Origin of the sequence: Nocardia sp. NPDC059691 (genome assembly GCF_042733915.1) — a bacterium.
Taxonomy (GTDB): Bacteria; Actinomycetota; Actinomycetes; order Mycobacteriales; family Mycobacteriaceae; genus Nocardia; species Nocardia sichangensis.
Genome location: NZ_JBHWFB010000004.1, coordinates 91,077 through 107,447, shown reverse-complemented (window position 1 = coordinate 107,447; position 16,371 = coordinate 91,077). Strand labels below are relative to the sequence as shown.

General features: G+C 68.5%; 13 protein-coding genes. 8 read left to right on the top strand and 5 right to left on the bottom strand.

The genetic code is table 11. The features are described from left to right. Positions 1-104: 104 nt before the first annotated feature. Together ACFV2O_RS10785 and ACFV2O_RS10780 are read right to left on the bottom strand one after the other, a co-directional pair. Positions 105-2,783, bottom strand: coding sequence for an excinuclease ABC subunit A (locus tag ACFV2O_RS10785; protein ID WP_379251656.1), 2,679 nt, complete (start codon positions 2,781-2,783; stop codon positions 105-107). An 82-nt stretch (positions 2,784-2,865) separates the two neighbouring features. Next, entirely contained in the window at positions 2,866-3,546 is a 681-nt protein-coding gene (locus ACFV2O_RS10780; RefSeq protein ID WP_379251909.1) for an IclR family transcriptional regulator C-terminal domain-containing protein, read from the bottom strand. Between the two features lie 15 nt (positions 3,547-3,561). Here ACFV2O_RS10780 and ACFV2O_RS10775 point away from each other — a divergent pair, with 15 nt between their 5' ends. Together ACFV2O_RS10775 and ACFV2O_RS10770 are read left to right on the top strand one after the other, a co-directional pair. Then, the gene (locus tag ACFV2O_RS10775) at positions 3,562-3,702 is read left to right on the top strand and encodes a hypothetical protein (RefSeq protein ID WP_379251655.1); all 141 of its coding nucleotides are present in this window, start codon (positions 3,562-3,564) and stop codon (positions 3,700-3,702) included. Between the two features lie 233 nt (positions 3,703-3,935). Next, positions 3,936-5,183, top strand: a complete 1,248-nt coding sequence (locus ACFV2O_RS10770; protein ID WP_379251654.1) for a cytochrome P450 — start codon at positions 3,936-3,938, stop codon at positions 5,181-5,183. 28 nt (positions 5,184-5,211) lie between these two features. Here the strand turns inward: ACFV2O_RS10770 and ACFV2O_RS10765 are convergent, their stop codons facing one another. The 3 genes from ACFV2O_RS10765 to ACFV2O_RS10755 form a co-directional block, all read right to left on the bottom strand. Beyond that, the gene (locus ACFV2O_RS10765; RefSeq protein WP_379251653.1) at positions 5,212-5,355 is read right to left on the bottom strand and encodes an aldehyde dehydrogenase family protein; all 144 of its coding nucleotides are present in this window, start codon (positions 5,353-5,355) and stop codon (positions 5,212-5,214) included. 131 nt (positions 5,356-5,486) lie between these two features. Next, positions 5,487-6,917, bottom strand: coding sequence for an MmgE/PrpD family protein (locus ACFV2O_RS10760; protein ID WP_379251652.1), 1,431 nt, complete (start codon positions 6,915-6,917; stop codon positions 5,487-5,489). Positions 6,918-7,021: 104 nt separating this feature from the next. Next, positions 7,022-8,080 carry a LuxR C-terminal-related transcriptional regulator gene (locus tag ACFV2O_RS10755; RefSeq protein ID WP_379251651.1) on the bottom strand — a complete coding sequence of 353 codons (1,059 nt, stop codon included), beginning with the start codon at positions 8,078-8,080 and terminating at the stop codon, positions 7,022-7,024. A gap of 260 nt (positions 8,081-8,340) precedes the next feature. On the opposite strand from ACFV2O_RS10755, the gene ACFV2O_RS10750 reads away from it, so the two are divergent. From ACFV2O_RS10750 to ACFV2O_RS10725, 6 genes are read left to right on the top strand one after another with little or no spacing between them, the layout of a single operon-like run. After that, positions 8,341-9,390, top strand: coding sequence for a zinc-binding dehydrogenase (locus tag ACFV2O_RS10750; RefSeq protein WP_379251650.1), 1,050 nt, complete (start codon positions 8,341-8,343; stop codon positions 9,388-9,390). Positions 9,391-9,401: 11 nt separating this feature from the next. Beyond that, positions 9,402-10,424, top strand: a complete 1,023-nt coding sequence (locus ACFV2O_RS10745; protein ID WP_379251649.1) for an ABC transporter permease — start codon at positions 9,402-9,404, stop codon at positions 10,422-10,424. 38 nt (positions 10,425-10,462) lie between these two features. Beyond that, positions 10,463-11,536, top strand: coding sequence for a sugar ABC transporter substrate-binding protein (locus ACFV2O_RS10740; RefSeq protein ID WP_379251648.1), 1,074 nt, complete (start codon positions 10,463-10,465; stop codon positions 11,534-11,536). Continuing rightward, positions 11,536-13,689, top strand: coding sequence for an SMP-30/gluconolactonase/LRE family protein (locus ACFV2O_RS10735; protein WP_067810310.1), 2,154 nt, complete (start codon positions 11,536-11,538; stop codon positions 13,687-13,689). The genes ACFV2O_RS10740 and ACFV2O_RS10735 overlap by 1 nt, the downstream gene beginning before the upstream one ends. Then, complete coding sequence (locus ACFV2O_RS10730) at positions 13,686-14,783, top strand: hypothetical protein (protein WP_379251647.1); 1,098 nt, start codon at positions 13,686-13,688, stop codon at positions 14,781-14,783. Before ACFV2O_RS10735 ends, ACFV2O_RS10730 begins: the two co-directional genes overlap by 4 nt. Then, positions 14,780-16,282 (top strand): sugar ABC transporter ATP-binding protein, encoded by a 1,503-nt coding sequence (locus tag ACFV2O_RS10725; RefSeq protein WP_379251646.1) that lies wholly within the window; start codon positions 14,780-14,782, stop codon positions 16,280-16,282. The genes ACFV2O_RS10730 and ACFV2O_RS10725 overlap by 4 nt, the downstream gene beginning before the upstream one ends. Positions 16,283-16,371: the final 89 nt, after the last annotated feature.

Genomic DNA, 16,371 nt, shown 5'->3' with positions numbered 1-16,371 from the left:
GCGCGCGTGCGGCACATGACGAACACCAGGCCATCGCCTGCAAACTGGCCGAGATGGGCACCAAGGTCGAAGCCGCCCATCTCACATTTTCGGTGACCGGCGCGTCATCGCCGAGTTGCGAATCGCAGAGCCGCGGCGAGATAGGGGGCGGTCGCGCTGCGGGGATCGGCGGCCGCCTCGGCCGGGCTGCCGGTGATGACGACACGGCCGCCCTCGTTGCCGGCGCCGGGCCCGAGGTCGATGACATGGTCGGCCTGGACCACAACGCGCATATCCAGTTCGGCGACCACCACGGTATTGCCGGCGTCCACCAGTTTCTGCAGGTGCAGCATCAACCGATCGGTATCGGCCGGATGTAATCCCGAGGTGGGCTCGTCGAGGAGATACAGAGCGTCGCCGCGATGGGCGCGCTGCAATTCGGTGGCGAGCTTGACCCGTTGGGCCTCACCGCCGGACAGTTCGGTTGCCGGCTGTCCCAGTCGCAGATAGCCGAGCCCGACATCGCACAGAACCGTCAGCGAGCGCAGGATGTCGGTGTCGCCGTCGAAGAACGTGCGGGCCTCGTCGACGCTCATGTCCAGAACCTCGGCGATATTGCGGCCGTGCCAGGTGATTTCGAGTGTGCTCGCCTGGTATCGGGTGCCGTGGCAGTCCGGGCACGGCGTGTAGACGCTGGGCAGGAACAGTAACTCGACCATCACCCAGCCTTCGCCTTCACATGTCGGGCATCGCCCGGACGCGACGTTGAACGAGAATCGGCCCGCGTTGTAGCGCCGGCGCCGTGCCTTCGGTGTACCGGCGAAACGTCGGCGGATGTAGTCGAACATTCCGGTGTAGGTGGCGACATTCGAACGGGGAGTGCGGCCGATCGGTTTCTGATCGATGCATACCACCCGACGAAGGTCGCCGACTCCGCCGACGATCGTGCCGTCGACGGCCTGCGACTCGTCCGAGAGCAGCAGGTCGTCTCCGTCGTTGTCGGTGGCCGTGACCACTGGATGGCCCACATGCTCGCCGACCAGCGCGGGGAGTGCCTGACTGACCAGGCTCGACTTCCCGGAACCCGAGACACCGGTGACAGCGGTCAGGCATTTCAGCGGAAACGACACCGACACATCACGTAAGTTGTTGCGGCGCACCTTCTTCAGGCGTAACCATTTATCCGCCTGCCGCAGCGGTCGGGGTGTGGGCTGCTTGAGGCCGAACAGATAGCGGCGTGTCGCGGATTCGCCGACGTCGCGCAAGCCTTCGGGCGGTCCGCTGTGCAGAATTCGGCCGCCGTTCTCGCCCGCGCCGGGACCGAGATCGACCAGCCAGTCGGCGGCGCCGATGATGTCGAGCGAGTGCTCGACGACGAATACGCTGTTGCCGCGGTGCTTCAGCCCCTCCAGGATGCCGAGTAGGGCGTCGCGGTCGCGCGGGTGCAGCCCCGCCGACGGCTCGTCGAGGACGTACACGACTCCGAAGAGCTGCGAAGAGAGTTGCGTCGCCAGCCGCACGCGCTGCAACTCGCCCGACGACAGGGTCGGTGTGCTGCGGTCCAGAGACAGATAGCCCAGGCCCAGGTCGGTGACCGGACGCAGCCGCTCGAGCAGTTCGGCGACCAAACGCTGTGCGGCAGCGCGTTTTTCGACCGACATATTCGGCGTGCTACGGATATCCGGAGCCGCATCGTGTGCGGAGCCGCCGGCCGAGACCCGTTTCTCGACCGCGGTTCGCCGGGCCGACTGGTCGAGGACGGCGTCGGAGCCGACTTCGGTCGGGCGCCAGTTCTCGGCGAGTACCGGCGACAACAGTTCGGCGAGGCGGGCCAGGGGAAGTGCGGAGAATTCGGCGATGTCGAGCCCTTCGAACGTCACCGACAGGGCTTCCGGTTTGAGTAGTTTGCCGTCGCAGGTGGGGCACACCGCACTGCTGATGAATCGGGATACCCGCTTCTTCACCGAGGCGCTCTTGGTGTTCGCCAACGTGTCGAGGACGTACCGGCGCGCACCGGTAAACGTTCCCTGGTAGCTGGGCTCCATCTTCTGCTTCAGCGCGCGGCGCGTCTGCGCCGGTGTGAATCCCGCGTACACCGGCACCGTCGGGTGCTCGTCGGTGTAGAGGATCCAGTCGCGGTCCTTCTTGGGCAGGTCTCGCCAGGGCCGGTCGACGTCGTATCCGAGCGACACCAGGATGTCGCGGAGGTTCTGACCGTGCCAGGCCGGGGGCCAAGAGGCGATCGCACGGTCCCGGATCGTCAACGAGGGGTCGGGCACCATCAGTTTTTCGGGCACCTCGTATACGCGGCCGATCCCGTGACAGGTGGGGCAGGCGCCTTGCACGGTGTTCGGCGAGAAGTCCTCGGCGTAGAGCATCGGTTGTTTCGCGGGGTAGTTACCGGCCCGCGAATACAGCATGCGGACCAGGCTGGACAACGTCGTCACACTGCCGACCGAGGATCGGGCACTACCACCGCCACGGTGTTGCTGTAGGGCGACCGCCGGCGGCAGTCCCTCGATCGAATCAACATCGGGGACGCCGACCTGGTCGATGAGCCGGCGCGCGTACGGCGCCACCGATTCCAGATACCGGCGCTGGGATTCCGCGAACAACGTGCCGAAGGCCAGCGACGATTTCCCCGAGCCCGAGACGCCGGTGAATACGACCAGGGCGTCGCGGGGTATGTCGACCTCGACGTCGGCGAGATTGTGCTCCCGCGCGCCGCGCACCTGGACGCAGGCGGGGACGGCGATCGGCGGGTCCCCGCCGGGCGCCCGCTTCCGCGCGGAGGTACGTGTCATCACCTGGCCTTACGTCTACGGTGGTCGATCCGGTGCCGAAAGGGTGCTCCAGTCCGAAGCGGTTACCCAGGACGAGTCACTTCTATCCTGGGCACGATTCCTCCCTGGTTACCGTCAGGCATTCCTGTGAGTCTGAAATGGCCGACCCGGTACATCGAGGCCGCACCGCACGACGACATCGACGTCGAACCACATATCGAGATCCGAGGGAGTGGAGCAGATGGAATCGGTACGGTTCAAGAAGCGCCGGTTTACCCGAGGGCGTCCAGCCGGTTCGTGATGCGCCGCGCCTCGGCTGTGACGCCCGCGGAGATGACCTCGATCCCGGGCTCGATTCGCGTGATCGGCCCCGCGACCGTCGCGACGCCACGTGCATCCCGTTGCGGAAGAGGGGGACGTGGATGCACCCCAGGTCCGGTGTGACGCGCGGGTCGGCGAAGGCGACACCGTCGCGGGCGATTCGGGCCGGTTCGTTGCAGATGCGCGCTCGGATATCCGGTTCGTCGATGTGGCGTGTCAGGTAGTTCTGCTGAAAATCCGGGTCACTGTAGGCGAGGAAGCATCGCCCCGCGGTGGAGGGGTGCAGTGGGCGCTGCTCGCCGACGCGCGCCGAGAGCGCGCCACGGGAATGTCGTCGCTGACCTACGGGATGTCGCGACGCACTTCCCGGTTTCCTGTCGAGGGTCTGCGGTGGAAGCCACGATGGGTCTGGCCCGCGCGGGTGCCATCCTGGGGCCGCTGGTGGGTTGCTGGATTCTCGGATCGGCCTCGGAGTCGAATGGAATTTCTACGCTTCGCGATTCCCGCGTTCGTCGCCGCGGCGGTGGTCACGGTGATCCCGCGGCTCGGGGCTGCGGAGAGTCCTTTGGGGGCGGCAGCAGTGCGGCCCGGACCGGTACTGCCGGAGCCGATCAACTGAGCGAACGCCCAAGCGCTGGAGGAGCACTTCGGCGTCACCCGGGTGTCTCAGGCCTCCGCGGCCGCGGGCAACAGTCCCAGCGCCCGGCGCGATGACAAATAGATAACATATAGTGTGTAATATATTTAATGCCCATACGTACGGTTCGTCTCCGGATACGATGCCGACCGTCCCCCGTCGTCGCTCGTGACGGGTGGTCCGCATCCATCGTTCGTCACTCCGGAGTCTGGTCCATGAACAGCTCAGTGCCGCCCGCCGGCGGCCCGATATCCCTCGGTTCGCCGACCGACAGTGTCGGTCCCCGAATCGCCCTGTACACAGAGGAATTCGCCGCCGACCCGCATCGGGTCTACCGAGAGATGCGTCGCCGGTTCGGTGCGCTGGTGCCGATCGAACTAGCTCCCGGTGTGCCGGCCACACTGGTGATCGGCTACCAGATCGCCCGGCGCATCCTCAACGACCCCGAACACTTCCCGGCGGATCCGCGCTATTGGCAGAAACGGATACCCAGCGACTGCCCGGTGCTGCCGCTGATGGAATGGCGGCCCAACGCATTTCGCAGCACGGGAACCGACCACGCGCGCTACCGCAATCCTACGGTCGCGGCGCTGCGCGAGGTCGAAATGTTCTCGCTGCACCGCATGGTCGAACGCATCGCGTTCCCGTTGATCAACGCGTTCTGCGAAACCGGAACAGCGGAAATCATCAGCCAGTACGCGTATCCGCTCACTTTCGAGGTGGTCAATACGCTGCTCGGCTGCCCGCCCGATATCGGACGGCGGGCCGCCGAAGCCTTGGCCGCGTTGTTCGACGGCGTGGATACCGACCAGGCCCACGGCGCACTCGACGCAGCACTGGCCGACCTGGCCGAGTTGCGGCAGAAGAAGCCGGGAAACGACATCACCTCCCGGCTGCTGCGGCATTCCGCCTGCCTCGACCGGACGGAGATGATCGCCCAATTGATGAGCTTCTACGGAGCGGGAATCGAACCGCTGCAGAATCTGATCGTGAATACGGTGCGGATGCTGCTGACCGAGGACCGCTTCGCGGGCGGCCTGCTCGGTGGCAGCGTGACCACGCACGCCGCCCTGGACGAGGTGCTGTTCACCGACCCGCCGCTGGCGAACCTGTGCACGACCTTTCCCCGGCAGCCGATCCTGATCGACGGTGTCTGGCTGCCCGCGCACCAGCCCGTCGTGATCAGCATGGCGGCCTGCAATAACGATCCGTCGGTCACCGCCGACGAGTACGTCGACAACAGTGCGCATCTTGCGTGGAGTATCGGACCGCACGCCTGCCCGGCGCGGTCGGTGGCCTACCTGGTCGCGCAGGACGCGGTGGATCAATTGCTCGATGCCCTGCCCGATATGCGGCTCGCCGTGCCGGTCGAGGAACTGACCTGGCGCCCTGGGCCGTTCCATCGCGCACTGACGGCATTACCGGTCGTCTTCCCGCCGGCACCAGCCCTGAGCCACGGTTGAGCCTTCGAAGTCGTTGCGCAGCAACATATTAGATCCTCCGGCGCAACCCAAGAATTCCCTTCGGTCCCGATTCCCGGCCCCAGCCCGACGCTCCGACACCGCCGAATGGCGCACTCATCGCGGGACCGAAAGAGTTCACCGCTGCGGCGCCTGCGCGGACCCGACTCGGCACCTCGTGAGGTGGTTCCCGGCCCGGCGGGAATCCCGGCCGGGAAAACCGCGGGCGCACGGTGTCGTGGCCGTGAGACGCCACCGAGCCCGCTCACGCTCGTGGCGAGCGGGCCCGGGTCGGCTGGCAGTGTCTCAGCGGGCGGTATCCGGCGCCAGCAGCCGCATGACCGCCCCGAAGTCGTCGACGGAGTCGAGCGCGAACACCGACTCCACCACCTCGTCCATCCGCGACTCCGAGAGCACGTCCTGGGCGTTAACCCGGAATTTGGCGATCAGTTCGTCATCGGTCATCCGGGTGGTCGGGTCCGGGGACGGGCTGCCCTTGGGGAAGCGGCGCTCGGCGGTGAACGTCGTGCCGCGCGCGTCGACCTCGACCTTGGTCGGCCGTGCCGAGGGATGCGCCGACAACTCGGCGAAGTAGTCCGGATGCGGGGCGAAGGTGACCTTGTCCATCAACCCGAGCACGGACTCGCTGAACACGAGTTCGGGGGCGTGCCAGGCCTTTCCCGGCACGACATGGTGCGCGCCGACGGCCAGGCCGTGGGCGATGTCGAACTGCGCGTCGTGCGGCTTCTCCACGATCCGGCTCTGCCACAGCGGGTGCATGACCGCCGCCTCCCCCCAGCAGCGGATCGCGTCGATCTCCTCCGGCTTCAGATCGTTGGTCTCGACGATCTCGGTGAGCGCGTGCAGCGGGGCGTGCAGGATGCGGCAGTGCGGGTAGGGCTTGTAGGACTGCTCGGCCAGGAAGCGCCATTCGGCGCCGAGGCCGTCGGTGATGTTGTCCGGTTCCCAGCGGCGGGTGCCGATGAAGCGGCGGAAGCCGACCTCGGCGTCGTCGAGAATCCGCAGGTCACCGCGATGGCCGAGGCCGGCCATGTGCACCGCGGTGAGCGAGGCCTGGGTCAGGGTGCCCGCGAGCAGATACTTGATGGTGGCGCTCGGGGCGTGCTCGATCCACGGACGCATCGAGTTCACCGGCGCGATCGCCGCCGCGATGCCCAGGGTGTTGGCGAGAGTCTCGGTGGACTGCCCGGCCAGCTTGCCCGCCGCGGCCGCGCCGCCGAAAACGGTGACGCTGTAGCCGATCACGGGGGACAGGTCCATCGAATCGTTCTGCACATCGCGCAAGTAATCCATCGCCTTGTAGAAGCGATAGGACATCTCGTGCGACAGTGCGACCGCGGCCAGCACCTCGCGGCCCGAGCTGGCGCGGCTCTCGCCCATGGCCATCGTGGTGGGCAGCACGTAAGGGGAGACGTGCCCCGGTGGCAGGACGGCGTCGAAGTCGAGGGCGTTGATCAGCTCACCGTTGGCGAAGGAGGCGCCGAAGATCGAGACGCGGTCGGCGGTGCCGATGATGGTGGCGTCGCCCGCGGTGCCGCCGGTGAGCCTGCCGTACTCGATGCCGATGCGCCCCTTGGGTTCGTCGACCGCGCCCAGCGCGCAGCCCATCGCGTCCAGCAGCAGCCGCTTGGACTCCTGGACCGCCTCGGGCGGCAGGGTGTCGTAGTCGGCGCCGGTGGTGAAGCGGGCCAGCTGCTCGGCAATCGTTTCGGGCATGGGGGATTCCTCTCGCACTCACGGGCCACCGGCCGCGAACAGGGCCAGGTTTTCGCATTATATATTATCGATGGTAACGTCGGACGCCTCACCCGCTCGAGCCGTCATGGCAGGGATGTCGCGCGCAGCCAGCGAGCCACCGCCTCGGCGCGGTTGGCGACACCGAGTTTGCGCAGGATATGGGTGATGTGGGTCTTGACCGTCGCCTCGGTGATGGACAGGTCGCGGGCGATCTGCCGGTTGGCCCGGCCCGCGGCGAGCAGGTCCATCACCTCGGCTTCCCGATCGGAGAGTGCCGGCAGCCGGGTGGTGGCGGAGTTCGGGGGTGTATGGGCGCGGGTGAGCCGGTCCAGTCCCGAGCGTACGGCGGTGAGACCGTCGAGTAAGGCCGCCCCGGCCAAGGCGTGACCAAGTCCTTCGGCGAACACCGCCAGCATGGCCCGCGCGGTGGCATCCACTTCGCGTCGCTGGAAGTAGTAGTCGCCGTGCACGAGCCCGGCCACGCTGTCCCCGACCACGATCGGGGCGACGCCGTAGGAGCTGCACCGGGTGAACTCCACCAGCGGCCGCACGACTCGTGGATTGTGCTGGACATCGAAGACGAGTCCGGGCTCGGCCTTGCTGACGATGTCCGTCTCGACCAGGTGTCCGTCCAGCGTGGGGCGGGATTCGCGTCCTGCGGCGAGTATCTCGTCGGCCCAGTGCGGATCGCGAGCCACGAACATGGTGTGCAGATGCCAGGTCGTGCCTTCGGTCGTCGAGACCAGGGCGCGGTCGAAGCCCATGGTGCCCACCGCCTCCGCCGCGCGCGCCAGGAGTTCGTCGGTGCCGCGAGCGCCACGCAGCGCCGCCACGGCTCTCGCGGCCGACCGCAGGTGGTGGGCGCTGTCGGCGCCGCGCAACGCGGCGAGCTCGGTCTCGGCCTCGCGGATGCGTGTCAGCAGGGCGGCCGCGGGGGCGATGTCGGTGCCGGGGGGTGCCTCGGTCACGAGGGCGAGGGTGTCGTCCCAGAGCCGGGCGAGCAGGTGACGGGCCGCTTCGGGGGAGGAGGCGTCGGAGGCGTCGATGGGCCGGTCCAGCAACTCGGCGGCGGCGGCCGTCAGCGCGGCCAGGCGCGCGGCGAGATCCGCCCCGCCCGCCCGGTCGCGGCTCGCAGTCGTCATCTCGATCACCGCGCAGCTCCCGTTCCTCTACTCCGCTGATGCAGAATATTCAATATTCGCTATCGGCGTTGTGAATCGCTCCAATTGGCCCACCTGCTCGGCCGGGGCATCATGCCCAGGTCGGAGCGGGTACTCCGTTCGGTCTACTTCCGGCCCCGCCTCTTGTGATTCACCACACTGCATATTTTATATTGCCTCGACCGATCGACGGAGCGACGCAGTCTGCTGCTGCCCGTCCCGACTGGAGGAGAGAAGCTGGCATGCGGGGAGTTGTGTTCAACGGGGATCGCAACCTCGAGATCGCCGAATTCGCGGACCCCACACCCGGCCCCGACGACGCGGTGGTGCAGATGAAGGCCTCGGGGATGTGTGGCAGCGATCTGCGGTTCTACCGGGCGCCCGCCGGGCAGGCGTTGGCCGCCTTCGGCCTGTCCGGCGACGACGGCGGCATCATCGGCGGACACGAGCCGTGCGGCGTGGTGGTGGCACTGGGGGTGAACGTCGATCCCCGCACCGTGCGGGTCGGCGACCGGGTCATGATCCATCACTACGACGGCTGCGGCGCCTGCGACAACTGCCGGTCCGGCTGGACGCAGATGTGCAGGCGTGGCGCGGTCATCTTCGGCGCCACCGCCCACGGCGGCCACGCCGACTTTCTGAGGGTGCCCGTCCGCACCCTGGTCCCGCTGCCCGACGAACTGAGTTTCACTGCGGGCGCGGCGATTTCGTGCGGTACCGGCACCGCCTTCGGCGCGCTGCGACGGCTGCGCGTCGACGCCTGCGACACCCTGGCGGTGTTCGGTCTCGGACCGGTCGGCCTGTCGGCGGTGCAGCTGGGTGCCGCGATGGGCGCGCGGGTGATCGCCGTCGACGTGCAGGCCGACCGGGTCGCCCGGGCCCGTGAGTTCGGCGCCGCCCACACCATCGATTCGAGCGCGGACGACCCGGTGGCGGTCATCCGGGAGCTGACCGCCGGGCTCGGCGTGAGCGCCGCCCTCGACTGCTCCGGCGCCGCCGTCGCCCGCGCTGCGGCGGTTCGCGCGGCGGGGCAGTGGGGGCGGGTCGCCTTCGTCGGTGAGGGCGGGGAGGTGACTGTCGAGGTCAGCCCGGACATCATCCGTAAACAGCTCACCGTCCTCGGCTCCTACACCTTCTCGCTCACCGGCCAGGCCGACTGTGCCCGGTTCGTCGCCGATCACGGCATCGACCTCGATCGCCTGTTCACCGCCCGCTGGACGCTCGGCGACGCCGTGCGCGCCTACGCGGAGTTCGACCAGCAGGCGGCGGGCAAAGCCGTCATCGAGTTCTGAGGACCGAGACCATGACGACAACCATCGACCGGACTGTCGCGGTGCCGCGCCCGGGACTGCGTGCCCGGCTCGGCCGCTCCGAACAGGCCTACTTCGTCCTCGGCATCACCGTGCTGCTGTGCGCGGCGGGCGCGGCGACCACTCCGGGGTTCCTCACCGCGGGCAACTTCGCCAGCCTGCTGCGGCTGTCGGCGGCCTTCGGCATCCTCGCCGTCGGCGCGGCGATCGTCATCCTGGGCAAGGGCATCGATCTGTCCATCGCCGGTGTGGCACTGGGCTGCGCGCAGGCCACCCTCGCCCTGATATCCGGCGGCATGCCCGAACCGCAGGCCATCGCGATCGCGGCGGTGATCGCGCTCGTCACCGGCCTGATCAACGGCGTGCTGGTCGCCTATGTGGAAGTGCCGGCGCTGTTCGTCACGCTGGCCACCGGGCTCCTGGTGATCGGCGGGGTCGACGTCTTCCTGCTCGACAGCAACTTCTACGCGCTGCCCGCCGGTTCCCGCATCGCCGAACTGAGCAACGGCGCGGTGTTCGGCGTCCCGCGCCCCGTCGTCCTTGCGGCGCTGGTGTTCCTCGCGGCCTGGCTGTTCGTCACCTATACCTCGGCCGGACGGCTCACCCGGGCCATGGGTGACAATTTCGCCACCGCCCGCGCCACCGGCGCCCCGGTGCGGCCGCTGCAAGTCGGCACCTACATGATCTCCGCGCTGCTGGCACTGCTGGCGGGGTACCTGACGGTTTCCATCCAGGGCAGCGTGCAGACCACCGTCACCTCGTTCGACCCGCTGTTGTTCACCGCGCTGACCGCGACCGTCATCGGCGGTATCTCCCTGGCGGGCGGGCGCGGCTCGATCCTCGGCGTGCTCGCGGGTTCGGTGTTCATCGCCGTGCTCGACAACCTGCTCGTCCTGCACGGACTCACCACCGCGGTCCAGGACCTCATCCGTGGCGGTGTGCTCATCGTGGCCGTCGCCCTGGACGCCTGGCTGCACCCCCGCGACGAGGAAACCGCCAAGAGCGGCGAACTCTAGCCATCCCCGAATCACCTCTCTCTCAGGAGTCTTCGACGATGAAGAACAAGATGCTCGCCCTCGCTCTCGCCACGGCCTCGGCGATCGCCCTCGCCGGCTGTTCCACCGGTGCCCGATCGGCGAACAGTCCCGCCGCGGGCGGCGCGGGCCAGACCTTCGGCGAGACCGTTCAGCTCTTCGACGCGAGCACCAAGGTGCACGAGTCCATGCGGGGCAAGAAGGTCGCCTTCGTGCCCATCCTCTACAAGGGTTACAACCTGACGATGAACTGGGGCGCCTCCATGGAGCGCGCCTTCGGCAACCTCGGCGCCGAATTCCAGGTCTACGACCCCAATTTCGACACCGACAAGATGACCCGCATCATCAGCGACATCATCGACCGCAAGGCCGCCGACGTGCTGATCCTGCACAACCCCGACGTCGGCGTCCTCACCAAGCAGATCGCCGACGCCCAGAAGGCGGGCATCTACACGGTCGTGGTCAACATGATCTCGAGCCGGCTCGGCGACGCCTACATCGGCGTGGACAACATCGCCGCCGCCGAGGACATCACCAGCCGGGCGGTCTCGGACTGCGAGAAGCGCGGCGCTCCCAAACGACTGGCGATCATCGACGGTCCCGGCAACGACGCCGCCTCGCTGCTGTGGTCCAAAGGCGTGCACAACATCGCCGACCCGGCCGGGTTCGAGGTGGTCACCACCGCGCACAGCCAGTGGCAGAACTCCCTCGCCCAGCAGGCCGCCGAATCGATCATCCAGCAGCAGAAGACGAATGTCTGCGGCTTCCTGGTCACCTACGACCTGAACTCCATCGCGGTAGGTGACGCGGTGCAGAGCGCGGTCGCGCGCGGGGTGATCCCGGCCGACTCGCTCGGGGTCTACACCATGGCCGCCGACACCCTGTGGTGTGACGCGCTGCGCCAGGGCAAGGTGACCGCCTCGGCCTCCTACGACGTCCAGGGTGTCGGCACCGCGGCGGTGGTGGCCGCCCAGCAGCTGGTACAGACCGGCGTGCCCGCGGGCAGCACACACACCGTGGCCTTCGTTCCGCACACGGTGGTGGATCGCGGGAACGTCGACGCCACCACCATCGCCTGCTACAAGGGGCAGTGATGGCACGCGGCATCGACGCGTTCGGGCAGACCGGCGGCTCCTGGCGCGACCGCTTCGCACCTGCTCGCACGCTGTCGGACCTGTTCGAGAAGCGCTGGATGGAAGGCGCGGTGCCGCTGGGCCTCGCCGTGGGACTGAGCGTGCTGGTCGTCCTGAGCACACCGGTCGGCCTCGCGGACGCGCCGACCATCATGGACGAAATCTCCGAGAAGGGCTTGCTCGCGATCGGCCTGACCGTCGTTCTGGTCGCGGGCGGCATCGACCTGTCGGTCGGATCGATCGTCGGATTCACCGCGATCGGGGCCATGGTGGCCGCGCGGGCATGGGAGTGGCCGATGGTTGTCGTGGCTCCCGCCGCCGTCGTGTGCGGCGCGCTGCTGGGCGCGGTCAACGGATACTTCATCGCCTACCGGAAGATGCGACCCTTCATCACCACCCTGGTCACCCTGGTGGCCTTCGGCGGCGCGGCCGCGGCGCTGCAAAGCGCCTACAGCTTCCAGCTGAGCATGCCGAAACCCGATATCGTCTGGGACTTCCTGGGCGAGGGCTCGATCGCGCTGATACCCACGGCCTGGGTCTTCTTCGGGTGCGTGCTGCTGGCGGCGCACGTCGGCCTCACCCGGTCCCGGTGGGGCTGGTGGGTGGCCGCGGTCGGCAGCGACCGGCGATCGGCGCGCCGCAACGGCATCCCGGTCGACCGGGTCACCTTCTTCGTCTACGTGCTGTCCGGCGCGCTTGCCGGGCTGGCCGCCCTGCTCACCTCGGCCCGGGTCGGGCGCACCGACCCCGATGTCGGACAAGGGTGGGAGCTGATGGCACTGACCGCCGTCGTACTCGGCGGGGTAAGCCTCGCGGGCGGTCGCGGTTCGGTGCTGCGGGCGACGGTCGGCATCGTGGTCGTGCAGATCATCCAGCAGGCCACGGTCGTCATGCACCTCGAAGGTTCCTGGTACACCGTGGTTCTCGCGCTGGCGCTGCTGGTCTTCGCGGTCCTCGACCAGCAGTGGGGCAAGTACCGGCAGCGCACCGCCGAGAAGCTGAAGATCGACCCGGGCCGGATCGCCCTCGGCGAGCTCGTCGACGTGACCGTGCCCGGCACCGTCTGGACGATCAACGACAAGATGACCGACGCCACCCCGATCGGTCTCGGCCGGATCGAGGGCGCCGAGGACTGCGCCGTCGGACCCGAGGGCGAAATCTACTGCGGTGACCGCCGCGGCTGGGTCTGGCGTTTCCATGCCGACGCCCCCGACGAGGGCGAGATCTTCGCCCGCACCGGCGGTTTCCCGCTCGGTCATGCCTGGGACCGGGACGGGCGGCTGCTGGTCGCGGTCGGCGGTATGGGCGTCTACCGATTGGACGCGGACGGGGAAGCCGAACCGGTCGCCACCAAGGTGCCGCGCAGCCGGTTCTCCCTGATCGACGACTCCGGGTTGCGCGCGGTCGACGACCTCGACGTCGCCCCGGACGGCTCGATCTACGTCTCGGACTTCTCCACCCGCACCAATGCCGCCGAATACCTGGTGGAACTGGTCGAATCGCGACCCAACGGCCGCGTGGTGCGGATCGACCCCGACGGCAGCGCCGAGGTCGTGGTGTCCAACAGCGTGTTCCCCAACGGCGTCTGCACCGCGCACGACGGGCAGTCGATCCTCATCGCCTCCACCGGCTTGTGCCGGGTGGACCGGCTGTGGATCGCAGGCCCGAAACAGGGACAGCTGGAGCCGGTCCTGGAGAACCTGCCGGGCAATCCCGACAACCTCAACCGGTCCTCCGACGGCAACTACTGGCTGCCCTTCGTCTCGCTGCGCACGCCGATGTCGGACCTGCTCAACCGCTACCCGGCGGTGCGCAGGAGGATGACCAAGGAAGTGCCTCTCGACAGCTGGGTGGTGCCGCAGCTCAATGTCTCGTGCGTGATGAAGTTCAGTGATCGGGGCGAGATCCTGCAAGTGCTCTGGGATTCCACGCTGGCGGCGCACCCGATGGTGACTTCGGTGAAGGAACGCGCCGGGCAGCTTTATCTGTGCGGTGTCAGCAACAACCGCATCGGCCGGCTCACCCTGGACCCGGGCGAGGTCGGCTCCATCGATCCGGCGCAGGTCCCCGGCCTGATCGTGCCCGGCCGCCCGATGGCGGGGGCGGACCGATGAATCGTGCCTTGACCACCCTGAAGGAATGGATCAATCCCGGCTGGGCCCGGCACCGCAGCGTGCCCCCTTTCGAGGCCGGATTGCGTCCGAACCGGCGGCTCGACGATGCCGAGCTGCTGTTGCCCGCGGGGGATCACGCACCCGACGACGTGCTCGTGCGCCCCGGTGGACAGATCGTCTTCTCCAGTGGGAACACGGTTTTCACCCTCGACGGCGGTACGGCCGCGCCGCACGCCGTCGTCGGTGGCCGGGCGGGCAGCCTCCTCGACACCGGTGACGATCTGATCGTCGCGGTCGACGGCGTCGGCCTGGTCCGGATCGACTGCCGCGGCGGCACCCACGACCTGTGCACCGACCCGCTGGTGGCCACCGGTGTCACCGATCTGACCCGGCTGCCCGACGGCGCGCTGCTGGCGACGATCGGCTCGGTGGAACCCGCGCACCGGGACTGGGCGCAGGCCCTGGTCGCAGGCGACCGATCCGGCCGGATCGTGCGCGTGGATCTCGCGCACGCCGAAATCGCCGCCGACGGCCTCGCCCGCCCCAGCGGCATCGAGATCGTCTCGGACACCGAGGTTCTGATCTCCTTGGGCTTCGAGCACCGTATCGAACGGCGGCGCATCGACGCCCTGAACCGGCCCGGTGCACCGGTCGGCAGCAGGTTGCCGGTCTACCCGGGGCGCATTCGCGCCGCGGGCGACGGCTGGTGGGTCGCGGCGCCCTATGCCCGCAACCGTTTCACCGAACTGCTGCTCGACGAACCCGAGCTGCTCGCCGAGATGCGGGAGACCATCCGCCCCGACGAATGGTTCGTGCCACGCCTGCGCTGTGCCAACCCCTACACCGACACGCTGCAACTGGGGCAGCTGCGCGTCCTGGGGGTGGTGAAACCCTGGGCGCCGGCCCGGTCCTACGGCCTGGCCTTCCGTCTCGACGCCCGCGGCCGGATCACCGAGAGCCTGCACTCGCGTGCCGACGGTGACCGCCACGGTATCACCGGTGTCGCGGCGGGACCGCACGGAATCATCTTGGCGGCCAACGGCTTCGGCAACCTCCTGTGCGCCGGGCCGCGGAACGAGAGGAGTCTGCCGTGACCGGGAAGACCATCGAGCCGGTCATCCGGCTGGCCGGTGTCAGCAAGCACTACAGCGGCACCTACGCCTTGCGCGACGTCGACTTCGACGTGCGTCCCGGCGAGATCCACGCGCTGCTCGGCGAGAACGGGGCGGGCAAGTCCACCCTCGTGAAGGTGATCTCGGGCGCGATCGGCCACGACGCGGGCACCCTCACCGTCGGCGGCCGGGAACGCCGCTTCGCCACACCCAAGGAGTCCGCCCAGGCCGGCGTTGCCATGGTCTACCAGGAGGGCTCCCTGGTGGAGTCCATGACGGTGGCGCAGAACCTGTTCCTCGGTGACGAGAAGCCGTTCAACAACCTCTCCCAGCTCAATGTGGTGGCGCGCGAGCTACTGGAATCCCACAACTTCCACATCCGGCCGGAGATGACCGCGGGCGCGCTGGGGATCGCGCAGAAGCAGATGGTCGAGATCGCCCGCGCGGTGCACCGCAACGCCACTCTGGTCATCCTCGACGAGCCGACGGCTTCGGTCACCCCCGAGGAACGGCTCCAACTGTTCCTCTCGATGCGTAGGCTCAAGCGCCGCGGCATCGGCGTCGTCTTCATCACCCACATGCTCGACGAAGCCTTCGAGGAAGCCGATCGCATCACCGTCCTGCGCGACGGACAGGTCCAGGGCACCCTGGACAAACCCGCTTTCGACCGCACCGAGGTGGTGCGGATGATGGTGGGGCGCAGCGTCGAATACCAGCGCGTGCCGCCAGGGCGCGAACCCGGCCCGGCGCCGGTGCTCGAGGTCGACGACCTCACCCTGCTGCCCGCCGTCCGCAACATGTCCTTCTCCGCGCATCCGGGGGAGATCGTCGGCATCTACGGTCTCGTCGGGGCGGGACGCAGCGAGACGGCGATGATCGTCGGCGGGGTGGCCAAACGGCGGCGGCTGCGCGGCGGGACCGTCCGGCTGGCCGGGCACCCGGTGCGGTTCCGCACCCCGCGCCACGCCCGCCGCGCCGGGATCGTCTACGTCACCGAGGACCGCAAGGCCTCCGGCTTCTTCGGGCACTTCTCCATCGCCGACAACATCTATTTCGGCCACCTGTGCAGCGCGGCGCGCCTGCCGCTGCTGGTGCGGCCGGGGGAGCGCAAGTCGGTGGCGCGCAGATTCGTCGAACGATTCCACGCGCGCACGCTGCAACCGGAGCGAGCGAAGCTCGAGGAACTCAGCGGAGGCAACCAGCAGAAGGTGGTACTGGCCAAGAGCCTGACCCGTACCCCGCTGGTGGCCATCATCGACGAACCCACCCGCGGCGTCGACCTCGGCACCATCACCGAGATCCACGCCATGATCCGCGCGCTGGCCGACGACGGCGTCGCGGTGGTGGTCATCTCCTCCTACCTGCCCGAGATCCGGGCGCTGTCCGACCGCATCCTGGTCGCCAAACAGGGCAGCATCGTCGCCGAGTTCGACCCCGACGAGGCCGACGACACCAGGCTGATGTTCGCCGCGGTGCACTGACCGGCCCGTTCGCCGCCGTGCCCGCCCGTGCGGCGGCGAACGGGGGAAGGATCCTTCCCAGGAAGAGGCTCGTCCTGTCGGTACCGGTC

Coding starts and splice junctions, on each gene's coding strand:
- ACFV2O_RS10785 (WP_379251656.1), bottom strand. CDS start 2,783: ATGACACGTACCTCCGCGCGGAAGCGGGCGCCCGGCGGGGACCCGCCG.
- ACFV2O_RS10735 (WP_067810310.1), top strand. CDS start 11,536: ATGGCACGCGGCATCGACGCGTTCGGGCAGACCGGCGGCTCCTGGCGC.
- ACFV2O_RS10730 (WP_379251647.1), top strand. CDS start 13,686: ATGAATCGTGCCTTGACCACCCTGAAGGAATGGATCAATCCCGGCTGG.
- ACFV2O_RS10750 (WP_379251650.1), top strand. CDS start 8,341: ATGCGGGGAGTTGTGTTCAACGGGGATCGCAACCTCGAGATCGCCGAA.
- ACFV2O_RS10770 (WP_379251654.1), top strand. CDS start 3,936: ATGAACAGCTCAGTGCCGCCCGCCGGCGGCCCGATATCCCTCGGTTCG.
- ACFV2O_RS10755 (WP_379251651.1), bottom strand. CDS start 8,080: ATGACGACTGCGAGCCGCGACCGGGCGGGCGGGGCGGATCTCGCCGCG.
- ACFV2O_RS10740 (WP_379251648.1), top strand. CDS start 10,463: ATGAAGAACAAGATGCTCGCCCTCGCTCTCGCCACGGCCTCGGCGATC.
- ACFV2O_RS10760 (WP_379251652.1), bottom strand. CDS start 6,917: ATGCCCGAAACGATTGCCGAGCAGCTGGCCCGCTTCACCACCGGCGCC.
- ACFV2O_RS10745 (WP_379251649.1), top strand. CDS start 9,402: ATGACGACAACCATCGACCGGACTGTCGCGGTGCCGCGCCCGGGACTG.
- ACFV2O_RS10775 (WP_379251655.1), top strand. CDS start 3,562: ATGGAATTTCTACGCTTCGCGATTCCCGCGTTCGTCGCCGCGGCGGTG.